The sequence below is a fragment of the Ciceribacter sp. L1K22 genome (assembly GCF_017599385.1).
GTDB lineage: Bacteria > Pseudomonadota > Alphaproteobacteria > Rhizobiales > Rhizobiaceae > Allorhizobium.
This window is the reverse complement of the sequence record NZ_JAGFPK010000001.1, coordinates 971,463-988,766: the sequence shown is the minus strand read 5'-3', so window position 1 is coordinate 988,766 and position 17,304 is coordinate 971,463. Positions and strand designations below refer to the sequence as shown.

At 59.5% G+C, this 17,304-nt stretch carries 13 protein-coding genes; 3 read left to right on the top strand and 10 right to left on the bottom strand.

Annotated features, from left to right (window positions below; translation table 11 throughout):
• Positions 1–62: 62 nt before the first annotated feature.
• From J5J09_RS04800 to J5J09_RS04775, 6 genes are all read right to left on the bottom strand, one after another.
• Entirely contained in the window at positions 63–419 is a 357-nt protein-coding gene (locus J5J09_RS04800; RefSeq protein ID WP_208548546.1) for an AtpZ/AtpI family protein, read from the bottom strand.
• A gap of 299 nt (positions 420–718) precedes the next feature.
• Positions 719–1,870, bottom strand: a complete 1,152-nt coding sequence (locus J5J09_RS04795) for a cell wall hydrolase (RefSeq protein WP_246745787.1) — start codon at positions 1,868–1,870, stop codon at positions 719–721.
• 161 nt (positions 1,871–2,031) lie between these two features.
• Positions 2,032–3,933, bottom strand: coding sequence for a potassium transporter Kup (locus J5J09_RS04790; RefSeq protein WP_208548545.1), 1,902 nt, complete (start codon positions 3,931–3,933; stop codon positions 2,032–2,034).
• Positions 3,934–3,948: 15 nt separating this feature from the next.
• Positions 3,949–4,926 (bottom strand): magnesium transporter CorA family protein, encoded by a 978-nt coding sequence (locus tag J5J09_RS04785; RefSeq protein WP_208548544.1) that lies wholly within the window; start codon positions 4,924–4,926, stop codon positions 3,949–3,951.
• A 78-nt stretch (positions 4,927–5,004) separates the two neighbouring features.
• A complete protein-coding gene (gene apbC, locus J5J09_RS04780; RefSeq protein ID WP_208548543.1) occupies positions 5,005–6,141 on the bottom strand; it encodes an iron-sulfur cluster carrier protein ApbC in 1,137 nt (378 codons plus the stop codon).
• 343 nt (positions 6,142–6,484) lie between these two features.
• On the bottom strand, positions 6,485–7,228 hold the full coding sequence (locus J5J09_RS04775; protein ID WP_208548542.1) for an autoinducer binding domain-containing protein: 744 nt from the start codon (positions 7,226–7,228) through the stop codon (positions 6,485–6,487).
• A 399-nt stretch (positions 7,229–7,627) separates the two neighbouring features.
• Between J5J09_RS04775 and J5J09_RS04770 the strand changes: the two genes are divergently transcribed.
• Entirely contained in the window at positions 7,628–8,506 is an 879-nt protein-coding gene (locus tag J5J09_RS04770; protein ID WP_208548541.1) for an SMP-30/gluconolactonase/LRE family protein, read from the top strand.
• A 181-nt stretch (positions 8,507–8,687) separates the two neighbouring features.
• Positions 8,688–9,245 carry a PRC-barrel domain-containing protein gene (locus J5J09_RS04765; RefSeq protein ID WP_208548540.1) on the top strand — a complete coding sequence of 186 codons (558 nt, stop codon included), beginning with the start codon at positions 8,688–8,690 and terminating at the stop codon, positions 9,243–9,245.
• An 83-nt stretch (positions 9,246–9,328) separates the two neighbouring features.
• Here J5J09_RS04765 and J5J09_RS04760 read toward each other — a convergent pair whose 3' ends face one another.
• Entirely contained in the window at positions 9,329–11,374 is a 2,046-nt protein-coding gene (locus J5J09_RS04760) for an NADH:flavin oxidoreductase (protein WP_208548539.1), read from the bottom strand.
• Between the two features lie 18 nt (positions 11,375–11,392).
• A complete protein-coding gene (locus J5J09_RS04755; RefSeq protein WP_208553086.1) occupies positions 11,393–12,937 on the bottom strand; it encodes a trimethylamine methyltransferase family protein in 1,545 nt (514 codons plus the stop codon).
• Between the two features lie 96 nt (positions 12,938–13,033).
• Here J5J09_RS04755 and J5J09_RS04750 point away from each other — a divergent pair, with 96 nt between their 5' ends.
• Positions 13,034–13,945, top strand: a complete 912-nt coding sequence (locus J5J09_RS04750) for a LysR substrate-binding domain-containing protein (RefSeq protein ID WP_208548538.1) — start codon at positions 13,034–13,036, stop codon at positions 13,943–13,945.
• A gap of 23 nt (positions 13,946–13,968) precedes the next feature.
• On the opposite strand, the gene J5J09_RS04745 is transcribed toward J5J09_RS04750, so the two are convergent.
• Positions 13,969–15,324: an EAL domain-containing protein gene (locus J5J09_RS04745; protein WP_208548537.1), complete on the bottom strand. Its 1,356-nt coding sequence runs from the start codon at positions 15,322–15,324 to the stop codon at positions 13,969–13,971.
• Positions 15,325–15,455: 131 nt separating this feature from the next.
• Positions 15,456–17,129: a response regulator gene (locus J5J09_RS04740; RefSeq protein WP_208548536.1), complete on the bottom strand. Its 1,674-nt coding sequence runs from the start codon at positions 17,127–17,129 to the stop codon at positions 15,456–15,458.
• Positions 17,130–17,304 lie beyond the last annotated feature (175 nt).

Below are 17,304 nucleotides of genomic sequence, written 5' to 3'. Positions count from 1 at the left end.
CTCTCGCTTTGCCGCCGAAGCGGAATTCTCTCGATCTTGGTTCGGACGCCGGCGTTTCCGCCTTAGCCCTCACCCGGTCTTTTTCCTGTCTTGCGGTCCGCCGGATGGGGCGCGGCCACGACGCCGGCGGAGCGAAGAACATTCAGTACTCCGGCACAGAAGCCCAGGAGCAGGAGAACAACCAGTCCCCAGGGCGCCGTACCGACAAAACGGTCGAACAGATAGCCGAGAAGCGCACCTACAATGATGGCGGAGATGAATTCGCTCGAAAGCTTCATGGCCTGCGCATAACCCTTGCGGCTCTGCTCGGACCTTGCTTCGTTCGCCTCTTCGTCCCTCGCCTCCGCACGTATCCCGGCAAGCTCGGTGCCAAGACGCCTGCGGCGCTCTTCCAGACTTTCTTCGTGGTCGCCAGACATAGCATTTCCTCCGTCCGATTTCCGCTACAGGATCACATTTAGCGCCCGAAACAGATAAGCAAACGGCTCGGAAATATATGCGTCCGGCCCGTTTTGAAGTCGGGCGCACCATAATTTTGCGAGGCACTATAGTCAAGGCATACGAAAGGGTAGATTCAGAACAAATATATTGTTCTAAATCAATCGCTTACGCCTAGTTCACAGATTCCACCCGAATGACAGTCGGCAAAACAGGCCACTTCGCCGCAGCACCGGCGCGACTCCCTGCCGAAGCTTGCGTGCAGGATATCAGGGGCCTGTCAGCTCCAGCCGCCACCATATGTTCTGTAGAAGACATGCAAGCCAATGCGTCCGACCTTCTTCATGGTGCGAGCCCAGCCGGGACGTACGTAAACGGCATGATAGTGGGTAGCCGAGCCAACCTCATTCAACCAGATCTTGCCCGCGGTGACCGCGAGCGCGACTTCTCGGGCGATTTTCCAGTGATACTTGGAGTTTACGCGGTCCTTGATGTTGTCGCAGGCGAAGGAAAACTGGCAGCGGTTCCGCCAATCCTCATTCTGGTAGACGACGCCGCAAATGGTATCGGGATAAGCGGGGTTACGCACACGGTTCAATATCACCTGAGCGACCGCCGCTTGCCCTTTCACGGTTTCCCCACGGGCCTCGAAATAGATGCCGGAGGCGAGACACTGTTGCTCCTTGGCGGAAAACACCTCCGCCGGAAGCACATTTGCCGCCCAGGCATGATCCTGCGGCGAGATTTTCGGCCGAAACCGTCCGGAGTCCGGAGAGGCCAGAATCGAATCAAACGGTGATACGCGAGCATAGTCCGGCTTGGGCGGAGCATAGGCGGTCGCCAGAACATCCGCCTGACGATTGGTCACGAGATCCGCCAGCATGGTCGGAACGCCGACGGCCTTGGGCTCGTCCTGACGATGGTAGAAGCTCGCCACTTCGACATTCTTGGGTTTGGTCCTGACGAAGGCCGTCTGCTCGCCATGTTTCTCCACCGGTTGCATCAGAGAGGACGTGCGCTGCAGGATCGATCCAGCGGTAAACGCCTTCGGCGGCAACATCGGCTCCACGGCAACGACCCGGCTCTTTTTGAGGCTTCGGGTCACACGGGCTTCGTCCGGGGTTTCCACGGTGGGCTTGTGCAATTCCGAGAACGCGATTGTCCTGCCGTCGGGCATAACCATGCCTGCATCACCGGAAACCGCCGCGGCTGGCGCACCATCCTTGAAAACCAGTTCGGCCGTGTGCACGGAACCGGCGGGAGACTCCGTCAAAACCATGCGCCAGCGGGCCGCGCCATTGCCGTCCAAGCCGGCGATCATGGCCGCCAAATCCGCGTGCGCGGCCATGGAGGGGAAGGCGAGCCAGGCGGAAAGGCCGAACAGTACGGGCGATACCCAGTCGGCAGCAGCGGACTTGGGGCTTCTCGTCAAACGGGTCTTCGGAGGCAAAACCGGAACTCCATACGCACATCGGTCAGACCTGAAGAAAATGCCTCATTAACCTTGACGCGCAGTTAACGCTAATGGAGCCGCTCTTCCATCCGGGGCGGAAGCCTTGACCGCGAAGATAACATTGCCGTGAATCGGACATTCTAGATAATCACCTGCGAGCCCAGTTCGATCACGCGGTTCGCAGGCAGCCGGAAGTAATCGGACGGGTCGGCAGCGGCGTTGGCCATGGCGATGAAGACCCTGTCCTGCCAATAGGGCATGCCGGATTTGGCATCGGGAACCAGCTTTCGACGACCGAGGTAAAAGGAGGTCGACATGATATCGAACTTGAGCCCGCCGCGTCTCAGGCTTGCAAGCGCCCGCGAGACATTCTGCGTCTCCATGAAACCGAACCGTATTTCCACACGCGAGAAATGCTCGGAAATGGTCTCGACCTCGAAACGCTGCTCATCCGTTGCACGGGGCCTTCCCACCGTCTTGATGGTCAGAATGATGTTCCGCTCGTGAATGACATGGTTGTGCTTGATATTGTGGAGCAAAGCGGCCGGAGCAGTCTGGGGATCACTGGTGAGGAAAATCGCGGTGCCCGGGACGATCACCGGCCCGTGCTCGCCGCCACGCTCGATCGTTTCGACGAAGAACGAAAGCGGGATGTCGGCGTGTCGTGTCTTCTCGAACAGAATCCGGCTGCCGCTTCGCCACGTCAACATCAGAATTGTGAAGCACGCCGCAAAGGCAACCGGCACATAACCGCCATCGTGAATCTTGAGCACGTTGGCTCCCAGGAACACGATTTCCAGCAGAAGCAGCGGCAAAAGGACAGCAATCGACAGCGGAGTTGGCCAAGCCCAGCGGGTCTTCACGAACTGGAACGCCATGATGGTGGTAACGACCATCGCTCCGGTGACGGATATGCCGTAAGCCGTTGCAAGCGCCTCGGAGCTTCCGAAGAGGAGGACGAGCGCGACGACCCCGCACAGAAGCAGGGTATTTACGGCTGGTAGGTAGATCTGCCCGGTATGGGTTTCCGAGGTGAAAAAAATCTGCATGCGCGGCAGAAAGCCCAGATGGATTGCCTGTCGAACCATGGAAAAGGCACCGGTGATCACGGCCTGGCTGGCGATGATGGTGGCGGCCGTGGCGAGTATGACGACAGGCAGCAAAGCCCAATCCGGAAACATGAGAAAGAAGGGATCGCTGGCCCGTTCGGGATGCTTCAAAACCAGGGCGCCCTGCCCCAGATAGTTCAGCACGAGGGCCGGGAACACCAGAGCGAACCAGGCCAGCTGGATCGGCTTGCGGCCGAAATGTCCGAGATCGGCGTAGAGTGCTTCGGCGCCTGTGACGGTCAGGAAGACCGCTCCAAGCACAACGATACCGACAAAGCCTTCGCGGATCATGAAGCTCACGGCATACCAGGGATTGAAGGCTGCCATGATGCCGAAGTCGTCGGAGATATGTAGCAGACCGCCCGCCGCCATGACCAAGAACCACAGCGCGGTAACCGGCCCGAAGAAATTTGCCACGGCCTCGGTCCCGCGCGACTGCACCGCGAAAAGCAGGACGAGGATCGTGGCCGAGATCGGAAGAACATAGCCGGACATGTCGGGCGCGACGAGCTTCAGCCCCTCGACCGCGGAAAGTACCGAGAGCGCAGGCGTAATCATCGCATCGCCGAGAAAGAGCGCGGCACCGATCAGGCCGAGCACCATGAAGGCGGAGGCGTGGCGGCTTGCCTTTTTCGACAGAAGAGCCAGCAGCGAAAGCGTTCCCCCCTCGCCGTCGTTGTCGGCGCGCAGGAGGAAAAGAACATACTTCATCGTGACGATGATGGTGAGCGCCCAGATCATCAGGGAGATCAGGCCAATGATCTCGACGCGCGTAACTCCGTCATGCCCGATCGGTTTAAGCGCCTCACGGAAGGCATAGAGTGGACTGGTGCCGATATCGCCATAGACGACACCGACGGAACCGAGCGCGAGCGCGAGCAGCCTGCGCACCGAGGCAGGTTCAGCCGAAGCAAGTTCGGGTTCTGAATTCATGGGGCGACCTGGCTTTCAGAGCCAGCCTTTCCAGCGGAACAACAAAAAAGGGATGACGGCAGACATCAGCATCAGGAAAAGGGCAAAGGGGTAGCCAAGGTTCCAGTCGAGTTCCGGCATAAAATGAAAATTCATACCGTAGACCGATGCCACGAGGGTCGGCGGCAAGAACACCACGGACGCGATCGAAAAGATCTTGATGATGGCGTTTTGCTCGACGTTGATGAGACCGAGGGCCGCATCTAGCATGAAGGTGATGTTATTGGCAACGAAGCCGGCATGCTCGGCAAGCGACTGGATGTCCCGGGCGACCGTGCGGCAAAGGGCGTCCGCCTCCTGGTCCTTGTGCACGAGTTGCAGCGAACGCAGGAAAATCACGAGGCGTGACAGCGAGACGAGGCTGTCACGCGCCTTGCTGACCAGCCGGTGGTGACTGGCGATGTCGAGAAGCTTGTCTTCCAGGAATTTCGGAGCGCGGCGTTTTGCCTCCTTCCGGCTGACGAAGACCGCTCCGGAAAGCGCGTCGACCCTTGCCACCGCGAGCTCAAGAATCTCGGCGGTCCGATCAACGATCGTCTCGAGCAGACGGGCGACCATTTCCGGTCCGGTCTTGCAGCGGCCGGGCGTTCGCAGAAGACCGGCACTGAAGAGTTCGAAGGCACGCGGCTCGGCGTAACGGATCGTCACCAGCCGGTGCCCGGCCAGGATAAAAGCTATGTCTGTCAGTTCCGGCAGTTCCGTCTCGACTTTCCAGATCAGCGACGCCGTCATGTAGACAGCACTATCCTCGACATAGAGACGGCTCGACGGTTCGATGTCCTTCAGATCGTCGCGCGTCGGAAGGGGAATGCCGAGAAGATTTTCAGCGAGCGCTTCTTCATCACGATCCGGGCGTATCAGGTCTAGCCAGACGATATCACTCGCAAGTTCAGTCTGTGGGTTGGCGGGGGAAATCTCCTCCGCCCGCCCATTGACGTGATAGGCTCTGATCAAGATCCGGCCTCCATGCCTGCTCGACCGCTCGCTTCAACGACTTGGTCGATGCCTCCCACACGAGGCGATTTGTCTCTTTCACTCGAAAACGATCGCGGGCGCCGCGCGCGTGGGGGCTCCCGTTGCACCCGACCAGACCTTTGCCGCTATCTCGCGGTAGACACGGGCCTGCGGACCATCGGGATCCGAGACGACAACCGGCGTACCGGCATCCGAGGTCTCGCGGATGGCGATCGTCAGTGGAACTTCGCCAAGGAATGGTGCCCCGATCTTCTCCGCCTCGGCCTTTGCCCCACCATGGCCGAAGATGTCGTAACGGACGCCTGTGTCGGGAGCGATGAAGTAGCTCATGTTCTCAACGACGCCTAGGACGGGCACCTCGACTTTCTTGAACATGTTGATGCCCTTGCGCGCATCGATGAGCGCGAGATCCTGCGGCGTGGAGACGATGACAGCGCCGGTCAGTGGAACCTGTTGCGCCATCGTCAGCTGTGCATCGCCGGTGCCGGGCGGCATGTCGACAACGAGGACATCGAGATCCCCCCAGGCGACTTCCCTCAGCATTTGCATAAGCGCCGACTGCACCATCGGACCACGCCAGATCATCGCGGTTCCCTCGTCCACCAGGAAGCCCATGGACATCGCCTTGATGCCATAGTTTTCCATAGGCACGATGATGCGGTTCTCGATCTGCTTCGGCCGCCCGGAAATTCCAAGCAGTCGCGGCATTGAAGGTCCGTAGACATCGGCATCAAGTATGCCGACGCGAAGGCCGTTTGCTTTCATCGCGAGTGCGAGATTGACAGCCGTGGTCGACTTGCCGACGCCGCCCTTGCCCGAGGCGACGGCGATGATCGTGCTGATGCCTGGAACGCCGGCCTTGGCAGGGCGGGCGGGAGCTGCGCCATGAGAGTGACCTGCATGGGAGTGCGGTGGCGGCGGCGCTTCGGTAGCCGCGCCCGCTTTCTTCTCCGCCGTCAGTGTCACGAGCGCGCCCTTGACGCCATCAACACTTTTGACGGCTTTCTCCGCCGCGGCACGCAGCGGCTCAAGTTCTCTGGCTCTGGCCGCCGGCACGTTGAGGGAGAAGTAAGCCTTACCGTCGGAAATGAAGATGTCCGACACCATGCCCAGATCGACGATGTTGCCCTCGAGATCTGGCCCGCGAACGGTCCTCAGTTTTTCAAGGATTGCGCTCTTGGTCACGTCGGTCATGCCTGCCACTCCACATCGATCTCCTGCGTAGATAGTGGAGCGGGCGTTTTTCGCCAACTGGAAAAACGGATTGGGCTGTGACGCACAGATCTCTCGAAGATTGGGGGCCGCCGAACCATTCCGGTTCGACGGCCCGATCGGAGCGGCCTCTGGCGGCGCTTCTCGTACCAGTCCCCTCTGGACCTGCCGTTACGGAATGCAGAAACCGTGCCAATTCGCCTAACTCAGCTGTTTTGCCCGTTTCGGGCTACTCTGATGCGTTTTTGATGGCGCGACGCCTATATTGCCGCCGGTGTCGCCCAAAAAATCGGCAACATCGGCGAGGTCCGGACGAGGAGCACGACTACTTGATGAGGCCTATGCGCAAGGCCTTTGCTACGGCCTGGGTTCGGTTGACCGTATCAAGCTTCTTCGTCGCCCTGTTGAGATAGTGGTTGATCGTGTGTTCCGAGAGCCCGAGGATTTCGGCGATTTCCACGCTCGTTTTGCCAGCGGCCGTCCAGTTCAGGCAATCGATCTCGCGCTCGGTCAGCATTTCGGTGGCGCGATTGTCCATGTCGCGTATCTCCGCGAGACGATTGTAGACATACATGGACAGATAGCTAAGCTCGATGAGCTCACTGAGTGAAAATGGAGGACGATCTCCGGCAAAGGAGACGGCGCCGCGGCTTCCGGAGGAATCGTGCACCGGGAAATGCGCGCCGCGTGGCAGTCCGAAGCGGCAAAACAGGTCTCGCGGCTCCTCAAATGGGCGCGAGTACGTGAAGCGTCCACCAGGCCTGTCGAAATCATACTGAAAAGGCACGGTCGATGTTCGCAAATGCAGAATAACGGGACTGTCGCTCAGCAGTTGGGTCTGGTCGTACGCACTCAACAGTTCCGCGGGCCAATTGGTGATGATCGAGTTGCTGGAGAGATCCAGAGACGTGGGAGCAGGAAGATTGAACACCATGAATGTTCGCGCGCCGAAAATTTCCGTTGCGCGTTTCATGAAACGAAAGACGTCGAACTGGGTTTTGTAACTGATCAATTCGTCAATCAACGCCCCTATGGGTCGTTGTGCGGAATAACTTTCGACTTCGGACATATCCGGCTCTTCTTATCTCGAACCGTGGCAAGCTTTAGACGACTGCCACTAAACTCTCGGTTATCATGAACGCGTTTTGGAATTTATGTGCGCTGCAAAAATGTACATGTAGGAATATGTGAAAAACAGGCGAAACCCAATCTATCACGCATTCTCGATGGAAAGATCCGATACAATCCAAATCTCCGAAAAGTAAAAATGAAAGATAGACCACCCACAACTAAACAGGTTACATCGAAGTAGTGAGCAGATGCGTCAGATAAAATTCGAATCTCGTTCTTTTCAACGCGCGAACATAGCCTTACAAGCCAGCAGCAGTCTAGTCGCGTCTTTTATGGTATCGGGTCAACCTCCCCGATCGGGCGTGACTGCCATTCTTGAGAAGAAGGACGACTACCCATGATAGAGAGCACACCATTTGGTGGAAAGGTTCTTTGCGCTGCCGGCCTCACTTTGGGGGAAGGTCCGACCTATGACGTGGGTCGTGAGACGGCGTGGTGGTTCGATATCAAGGGCAAGGCCCTTCACGAACTGCACCTGCCTTCAGGACGAAAGACCGTTCATGGATTGCCGTTCATGGCCAGCGCATTGGCGAGAATTGATGGCGAACGCCAGTTGATCGCCGCCGAAGACGGTTTGTTCGTCCGAGAAGTCGCGACCGGAGAACTTTCCATTTTGGCAGAGCTGGAGGCTGACAAGCCCTGGAACCGCTCCAACGACGGACGCATGCACCAGAGCGGAGCGCTCTGGATCGGGACCATGGGCAAGTCGGGCGAGGACGAAGCCGGAGCTATATATCACGTCCGCGGCAAGTCCGTGACGCTGCTGTATCCGCGCGTCTCGATCCCCAATTCCATCTGCTTTTCTCCCGACGGGGCGACGGCCTATTTCACCGACTCCAAAGCCGGCAAACTGATGTCGGTGGCCGTCGATCCGGCGACGGGAATGCCAACCGCCGCGCCTACGGTACTTGTCGATGGACAGGGCCGAGACGGGGACTTCGATGGTTCGGTCTGTGATGCGGATGGATTTATCTGGAACGCGCGTTGGGGGGCGGGATGCGTGGACCGCTACGATCCCGCGGGACGCCACGTCGAGAGCTATGCCGTGCCGGCGAAACAGGTTACCTGCCCTGCTTTCATCGGTGGCGGACTGGATCGGCTTCTCGTTACGTCCGCCCGTGACGGCCTTGGCGATACGGCGACCGACGGCGACGGCCAGACTTTCGATCTCGGCATTGCCGTGAAAGGCCGCGCCGAACCCGATTTCCGTCTCTGAGTCAAAGGGTTGAGAGGGCGGCCCAAACGCGTCAAATAGCATTGGGTTCCGCCTGCCAGCAATTTTGCCACCGGCGTTTTTTTTCGGAACTCCAGTCGGTTACGCGCATTTTCCTGCCGAACCGGCGCGGCGTGCTCCTCCCGCACACCGCGCCAGTCAACCGAGAGGAAAGGATACCGATATGAAAAAGTCGCTCAACCTGATCGCCGCCGCCGCCCTGCTGGGTTCCACCGCCATCGCTCCGGTCGCCATGGCCCAGGACGCAACGGCGCCTGCCGCTCCGGCTACCGAAGCTCCGGCTACTTCGTCGACTGACTCGATGTCGTCGGGTGCTGCAACACAGCCGCTCGCGCAGACCGAAACGACGGATACCTACCTGACCGAGCAGTCGGCTACTCAGGTTAGCGCCAACGAGTTCATCGGTGCCCCTGTTTATACCGGCGAGGACAGCATCGGTGACATCAATGATCTGATCATCGAGAAGGATGGCCGTGTTGCCGCTGCTGTGATCGGTGTCGGCGGCTTCCTCGGAATCGGCGAGAAGAACGTCGCCCTGCCGATGAGCAAGATCACCATTTCTCAGGACGGCGATGGCGAGGACGTTCGTCTCACAACGATGGAGACGGCTGAAACCCTCAAGGCGGCTCCGGAATTCACGACGCTCGAAGAGCAGGCAGACGCTTCGGACTCAACTACGATGCCGACAGATGAAACCACGACTTCGTCGACGGGCAACTAAACCCCAGCCGAATTCGTAATCTTTAAGGCGGCGCTTCGGCGCCGCCTTTTCATTATCAATCCATTTTGTCATGCCGATTTTTGCTAGAGAAGCGAGCAGTACCTCAAGGCGTCGTAAATCGATGCGTGGATGTTGCGGCTCTCAATCGCGTCGCCGATGCGTATGAGATCGAACCCGCTTTCCGGGTTACGCTTCGGGAGTGGATGACGTCGGGCCACAAGGGCGGGATAGTCGACTGCACCAATATTTCGGGAATGCGGCTTGAGTTCGAAATACAGATCGGCGTTTACGGCCGTTCCGTGCTCGACGACAACCTGCGCCACGCGACGCTCCTCCATCGTGCCTTTGGAAAAATCAGACCCGAGCGTCGCAACGAGGCCATTTCCCTCGCGCCTGACCGACTTTAGGCGCGTGTTGATGGTTATTCGGACACCCCTTTCGGCGAAAAGTCTGGCATAGGGAACGTGGTTCATACCTCCCATTTCAGGCGCGAAAAAACGCTCTGGCGAGACGACTTCGAGGTCAACCCCGGCATTGGCGATGACTTCTGCCGCGCTCATGCCCTGGTGGCCGCCATTGTCGTCGAACAGCAGAACTGGTCCTTCCGGCTTCACGGTACCTGCCAGGATGTCCCAGGAGGAGACAACAAGATCATCGCCGGCGTCCAACTCCGGAGACTGCGAGAAGCCGCCGGTCGCGACGACGACAAGGTCCGGGGAAAGCGCCAGCACATCCTCAGCACCAGCATAGGTGTCATAGTGAATGGGAACACCCAGTCGTTCCAGCTCAGCGAGACGCCAGTCGACGATTCCGATCATCTCTTTGCGACGCGGATTGCGAACCATCAGGTTGATCTGTCCGCCGGCCTTGCCGGTCGCCTCGAACAGTTCGACGGAGTGGCCGCGTTCGGCCAGCACGCGGCCTGCCTCCAGTCCGGCAGGCCCCGCACCAATCACTACAGCCTTCCGTGGCTTTTCCGCTCTCGCGATCTCATGAGCGATCAGCCCCTCGCGGCCGGTCGCCGCATTGTGGATACAGAGTGCTTCTCCGCCCTCATAGATGCGATCGAGGCAATAGGTGGCACCAACGCAGGGACGGATCTGCTGTTCGCGGCCATCGATGATCTTTCTGACAATATGCGGGTCGGCGATATGGGCACGGGTCATGCCGACCATGTCGAGCTTGCCCTCTGCGATGGCATGACGGGCAGTCGCGACATCGGCGATCCGGGCGGCGTGGAAGACCGGAAATCTCGTCGCCGCCCTCACCTCTCCCGCAAAGTCGAGGTGCGGCGAGGCAGCCATGCCCTGGATCGGAATAACGTCGTTGAGCGCCGCATCGTGATCGATATGGCCGCGAATAATGTTCAGGAAATCGATCTTTCCGGACGCCGCAAAACGTCGGGCGATCTCCACGCCCTCCTCACGCGACAAACCCTTGTCCCAATCCTCGTCGGCAACCATGCGGATTCCGACGATGAAGTCGGGTCCCACCGCCTGTCGTACGGCATCAACGACCATATTGGAAAAGCGCATACGGTTTTCCAGCGAGCCGCCGAACTCGTCCTCCCGCCGGTTGGTGGCCGGCGACCAGAAGCTGTCCATCAGATGGCCATAGGCCTCGAACTCGATACCGTCGAGACCCGCCTCCTGCATGCGCTGGGCCGCGCTCGCGTAGTCGGCGACGATGCGTTCGATATCCCAGTCCTCGATCTCCTTCGGGAAGTGCCGGTGGGCCGGCTCACGGATCGGGGACGGCGCAAGCACCGGCAACCAGTCGCCCTTGTTCCAGTTCGTCCGGCGCCCGAGATGGGTGAGCTGGATCATGACCGCCGTGCCATAGCTATGACAGTCGTCGGCGAGCCGCTTCAGGTGGGGGACGATCTCGTCTTTCCAAGCCAGCAGGTTGCCGAAGGCGGGCGGCGAATCCCGGCTGACACTTGCTGAGCCGGCCGTCATTGTCAGTGCGATGCCGCCCTTAGCCTTTTCCACATGGTAGAGGCGGTAGCGATCCGTCGGCATGCCGCCTTCCGAATAAGCCGGTTCATGCGCTGTCGACATGATCCGGTTCTTGAGGGTCAGATGCTTCAGCTGGAAGGGCTGGAGCAATGGATCCTTGTTGTTGGTCATGCAGTAGTCGGGTCCCGTTCAATACCACGCATCCGGCCGGTCCCGGCTGATACGGTCGATATAGTCGCGCAACGCTTCGTCGATGGCGATATCCAAGGGCGGCGCCTCGTATTCGGCGAGCGTCTTCTTCCATAGCCGATTGGCGCGCGTGGCCATGTCCGTGCCGCCGGCCTCGTTCCACTTCTCGAACGGCTCGTTGTCGGAGACGGCCGAATCCCAGAATGCCGAGGTATAGTTGCGCATGGTATGCGCGGAGCCGAGGAAGTGGCTGCCGGGTCCGACTTCCAGGAAGGCATCCATGGCGAGCGTGTTGTCGTCGACCACGACGCCGGCCAGATAGGAATGGAGCGCACCGCAGAAATCGCAGTCCATCATGAACTTCTCGTAGGACATCGACAGCAGTCCGTCGACGAAGCCGGCGGAATGCAGGATGAAGTTGGCACCGCAATGGATGGCGGACATCATCGACATCACGCCTTCCTGCAGCGCCTGGGCATCCGGCAACTTGGAGTTCGAGAAATTGCCGGCGCAACGCAACGGCAGTTTAAGCCGCCGCGCGAGCTGCCCGATAACCATGGAGCCAATCGCCGGCTCCGGTGTGCCAAAGGTCGGCGAGCCCGACCGCAGTGACATTGACGACAGGAAGTTACCGAAGATCACCGGCGCGCCCTTGCGTTCCAGCTGTGTCAGCGCGCAGCCGGCCAAGGTCTCGGCATAGGACTGCGCGATCGCTCCGGCATTGGTGACTGGGCCCATCGCGCCGCCCAGGATGAACGGAACGATCACCGCCGCCTGGTTGGCGCGGGCGTAGGCCCGGAGCGCCTTCGTCATCGTACCATCCCAGACGAGCGGCGAGTTGACATTGACATTGCCGAGGATCACGCAGTTCCTGTCGACGAAGTCGGCACCGAACAGGATGCGTGCCATCGCGATGGATTCTTCCGCCCGCTCTTCTGCCGTCACTGAGCCCATGAAAGCGCGGTCGGAATATTTGATATGGCTGTAGACCATCTCCAGATGGCGTTTGTTGACCGGCAGGTCGACCGGCTCGCAGATCGTTCCACCGGAATGATGCAGCCAGGGGCTCGACTGGGCGAGCTTGATCAGATTGCGGAAGTCGTCGATCGTGCCGTAACGGCGGCCGTTATCCAGATCCATGACGAAGGGTGAGCCATAGGCCGGGGAGAACACGACGTTGCCGCCGCCGATCTCGACATTGTTGGCCGGATTTCTGGCATGCTGCGTAAAGGTCGCCGGCGCCGACGAGACGATCTCCTTTAACATTCCGGGTTCGAACCGCACGAGGACTCCATCGACCTTGGCTCCGGCCTTGCGCCAAAGTTCCAGAGCCTGCGGATCGTCTCGGAACTCGATCCCTACCTCGGCGAGAATGCGGTCCGCCGTTTGCTCAATCCGGATTAGATTCTCCTCGGAGAGAATGTCGTAGGTCGGGATGCTGCGGCGGATATACGGCACCTTCACAACCATCGATCCCGCCTCTCGGCGATTGGAACGGCCGCCGCGGCTGCGCTTTTCCCTCTGTTCCGGTTCGACGATGTCCATCGACATGATAGTTCTCCCTTCGTTTGGGCTGATGCTATCCGCCGAAAAAATCTTTGTGACGCTGGAAAATATCGAGGAATGCAATAAGCTGTATTTATGGAACACGTCCGTCGGCAACTGCCCTCTCCCAACAGCCTCGTCATCTTCGAGGCGGCGGGACGGCATGAAAATTTCACGCGGGCAGCTGAAGAGTTGGGGCTGTCACAGGCCGCGGTCTCGTATGCCATTCGTAATCTCGAGGATCAGTTGGGAACGCCGTTGTTCCTTCGTCTGCATCGCGCGGCCAAACTGACCGAAGCGGGTGAGCGGTTTCACGCCGACGTTTCAGCAGGACTTTCCCGGATCAGCCGTTCGGCGGAGGAATTGAGGGCGAAGGGCCGCCAGGCCAATGTAACACTTGCCGCCTCCACCGCGTTTGCGTCCATGTGGATGCTGCCTCGTCTTGGCAAACTTCGCACCGATCTCGCGGATATCGACCTGCGCATCCAGACCAGCGTGCGTGATCTCGACCTGATGGAGGAGGCGATACCGCTCGGCGTGCGGGGTGGCGATCCGGCGGACTGGCCGGAATACAACGCCGAACTTCTCGCGCCGGAGACCATCAGCGCCGTCGCCAGCCCCAGCTACATCGACGCCCATGGCATGCCTTCCAGCCCCGAGGATCTCGTGACGCATCGGCTGATCTGGCTGGAGGAACCTGTGCGCCAGGCCTGCAGCTGGCCCGAATGGTTCGCAAGCGCCGGCATAGCGTATCGGCCCAGTGGCCGGCGGCTCGCGATCAACGACTACGTTCTCGTCATCCAGGCGGTTCTCGCAGGGGAAGGTGTGGCGCTCGGCTGGCGGCATCTCATCGAGCGGCAGGTTGCATCAGGGCAACTGATCGAGGTGGGCGGCCACGCGCTTCGTTCGGATCTCGCCTTCTACGTCGTCTGGCCGAAAGCGCGTGAACTGAATGCGCATGCGGCGCGGGTGCGGGACTGGCTCGTCAGTCAGGGTCGTGACAGGTAGACGCGAGAACGGTCGGTACGGCTTCAACCGCGGTCAACGACGGTAAACTCGTGATGATGGCTTTGCAGATAGCGCAAGGTTGCCGTTGCGTCCGCGGGCTTGCCGAAGAAATAGCCCTGCCCCATGCCGCAACCCATCTGACGAAGCTTCAAGGCCTCCGCTTCCGTCTCGATCCCTTCCGCCACGACCTCCAGCTCAAGACCGTTGCACATCGCGATCACCGCCTTGACGATATGTTCGGAAGCCCTGTCGTCGATGATGCAGGAAACGAAACTACGATCGATCTTGACCTTGTCGAAGGTAAAATCACGCAGACGTCCGAGGCTCGACTGCCCCGTTCCGAAGTCGTCGAGCGAGATGCGGACACCAGCCTGGCGAAGATCCGCAATCACGCGGCGGGCCGTATCAGGTGCCGTCATCACGGCGGTTTCGGTGATTTCCATCTCGAGCCGACGCGGGTCAAAACCGACGCTTGTCAGAATAGACAGCGTGTTCGATGCCGTTCTCGGATCGGTCAACTGCGCGGACGAAAGGTTGAACGACAGGAAGAGATCGCGCGGCCAGGCGAGCGTGGCTTCGGCCGCCTTGCGCAGAAGTGCGTCGGACAACATGTCGATGAAACCACGTTCCTCTGCCAGCGGAACGAAGACGGCTGGCGAAACAAAGCCAAGGTCCGGATCGTTCCATCGCGCCAGCGCCTCGAAGCCGACAACGTTGCCGCCCTTCAACTGCACGATCGGCTGGAAATGAACGTCGACCGCATCCTTGATGATCGCATTGCGCAGCGCCTGCTCAAGTTCTGTCGCCCGTTTCATTTCGTTGGCGATTTCGCTGGAATAGACGACAATATTGCCGCGTCCCCGGCGTTTGGCCCGGTAAAGCGCGGTCTCCGCGCTCTTCATCAGTTCGTCGAAATCGCTGCCTGCGAAGGGATGAATAGCAAAGCCGAGGGAAGCGGAGAGGCGAACGTTTCGATCGCCGAGATCATAGGGCGCCGAAAGGACGTCCTTGATCATCTGCCCGACGCGTTCAGCGCTGATACGCTCGAAGACCAATGGCAGTACGATCGCGAATTCGTCGCCCTCATGACGCGTCACGGTCGCGCCATCGGGGATGCAGGCTTTCAGGCGGTGCGCGACCTGACAGAGAATTTCGTCGCCGGCATGGGAGCCAAAAAGATCGTTGATCGGCTTGAAGCCGTCCAGATTGACGATGCACACGGCAAACGGAGCGGGATCTGACGCCCGCTCGGCGGCAAGCAATCGGACCTTGTCGCGCAAGCGATAGCGGTTGCCGAGCCCGGTCAACAAGTCCGTATAGGCCATTGCATGCAGGTCGGTTGGAGTGGGGACCGGCAATATTGCGTCGGGCTCTGGCATTCGATTTTCCAGGTTATCCCAGTCTTCGAAAACGAGAATGCGTCGGAAACCTTAAGAAAATCATAGCGATCCCGCGGATCAACACTCGCCTTGCATCCTCCGTTCGCGGGTATTGACACAGCTTCCGGCGATCAGGAAAGCGTCTTTGAAGCCAGTGTCGGTGCCAGACGGCGCAAAACGGCATCGATCATGTCAGGGCTCACGGGTTTCACCACGACGTCGTTCATTCCCGAGGCGATGCAGTCGTCGGCGGTGTTGTCGAATGCCTGCACCAACACACCCACGATCGGCGTCGCATAGCCCAGGCATTCGTCCCTGCGGCGAATTTCGCGGGTGGCCTCAATACCGTTCAGCCCAGGCAATGTCAGATCCATCAGCACGATGGCAGGGCGCAATTCTTCCCAGAGGCGGACGGCTTCGTTGCCCGTATCGACGATCCGGTAACGGTAACCCAACCCCTCCAGGATCTGAGAGAAGACGATCTGGTTGACCGGGTTGTCCTCTGCTACCAGAACGTCGGGAGTCGACTGATGCCCGACAGGGTGTCCTTGTTCCGGGATCGAGATTTCCCAATCATCCGCGAGAGGTGCTCTTGGCGGCTGATCGTTGACTTGCCCCAGCAGACGCGGTGCAAGGTCGGTATCGATCCGGTAGCGATCAAGGGCGATGACGCCGCGTGCGTGGCAATCGGCAATTTCCAGGCAGCGCAGGTCCATCTGCGTATCCACGACGGCGAAATCCACGACAACGGCTACGGATGCCGCAACCTCGAAAAGAGCTTCGGCCTCTCGCTCATTTCGCACGGAGCACGTCTCGGCGCCCATTGCGGTCAAGACCTTCATGCAAGCTGCGTCGAAGGCGGAATCGGCTGTGACGATCACCACTTTTCGGCCGGCAAGCACAGTTGGTGAAGGCCGTACGGCCGACACCTCGACACGCTTCAGGGTATTCTGCCGCGACGGAGCGGGATTGTGGGGTCCATCATGGTCCTGATGTTGAAGCTCGCTCTCGAACCCGCTGACCACGAAGTACCGACCCGGCTTCCCGACGCGGTGGCTGCGAATCCTGACCTCATCCCTTTCGCCATTTTCGTACGCTATCGTTTCAGCCACGACGGAGGGAACGCCGGTGTCAAGCGTGTGGCGGCAAGCCGCCACCATCCCACTGGCCAAAGGCTCGTCGAAGACCGACGCGACCGGATTGCCAAGAGCGGTTTCATAATTGGCATTCCACATACTGCAGAACGACTTGTTGACCGCGACAACCGTCATGTTCCGATCCTGAACCACGACAGGATATGGCAGATTGTCGAGAATCTCCTCTGTCAGCTGGACCCGTTCGATATCGGCTCGCCACTGTTCCTCGCGCTTCTTCTGTTCACTGATGTCGGTAACGATGCAAAGACCGTAGCCATTCGGGAGCCTGCGCCTGGAAAAGCGCAGCCAGCGTCCAAGCGCATCCTGCTGCTGAAAATCGGTTCGCTCTTTCCAATGGGTCGCTATGCTTTCGGCGATCCACTCTTCGCGACCAGCACTTTCCGTCGCCGATCGTGCAGGATTGGTTGCGATTTTCCTGTCGTAGACGGCTCCGAGGAAATCGCGCAGGCGTGTTCCCGGCCTCAGGAAATGTGGGGCGACAGGAAAAAAATGTCCGATCTGCCGGCTTGAATGAACGATATGGTCATTACCGTCGTAGACGATGAAAGCGGCCCCAAGCGCCTCCTCCATGGCATCTAGCAAACCAGCCTGAAGTTCCACCGCGGACGCGGCAGCCGGATCGGACTGTCTTCCCGAAACCTTGGCCAACTCGCTTAAGTCCACGCCTCAATACCCCTCACGCGGGCTCCGACCCTTTGACATCACCGCGTGCCGCCGCCGGGGTTGCACACCGCAGAGATTGCGTTTCGCGCCGGTCATCTCAGATAACCCGGCAGTCACGCCACTCCCCTCCTCGGTCCGGATCGACCATTCACGATTAAAG